Source organism: Mammaliicoccus sp. D-M19, assembly GCF_022386695.1.
Taxonomy (GTDB): Bacteria; Bacillota; Bacilli; order Staphylococcales; family Staphylococcaceae; genus Mammaliicoccus; species Mammaliicoccus sciuri.
This window is the reverse complement of record NZ_JAJNHW010000025.1, coordinates 1-286: the sequence shown is the minus strand read 5'-3', so window position 1 is coordinate 286 and position 286 is coordinate 1. Positions and strand designations below refer to the sequence as shown.

General features: G+C 49.3%; 2 tRNA genes and 1 rRNA gene. All 3 read left to right on the top strand.

What is annotated here, in order from left to right:
• Positions 1 to 86, top strand: a 5S ribosomal RNA gene (rrf, locus tag LQ675_RS14940); the annotation flags it as partial.
• 27 nt (positions 87 to 113) lie between these two features.
• A tRNA-Val gene (locus LQ675_RS14935) sits at positions 114 to 189 on the top strand.
• Positions 190 to 195: 6 nt separating this feature from the next.
• Positions 196 to 271: transfer RNA gene (locus LQ675_RS14930), tRNA-Thr, on the top strand.
• Positions 272 to 286: the final 15 nt, after the last annotated feature.

The following is a 286-nucleotide window of genomic DNA, read 5'->3' as shown; positions in this document are numbered from 1 at the left end:
TGTTCCCATGCCGAACACAGAAGTTAAGCTCTTTAGCGCCGATGGTAGTTGGGCTTACGTTCCGCGAGAGTAGGACGTTGCCGGGCAAGTAATAATATTACATAATTTTAAATGGAGAATTAGCTCAGCTGGGAGAGCATCTGCCTTACAAGCAGAGGGTCGGCGGTTCGAACCCGTCATTCTCCACCATTTAAAGCCGGCCTAGCTCAACTGGTAGAGCAACTGACTTGTAATCAGTAGGTTGGGGGTTCAAGTCCTCTGGCCGGCACCATGTTTTAGAGCCATT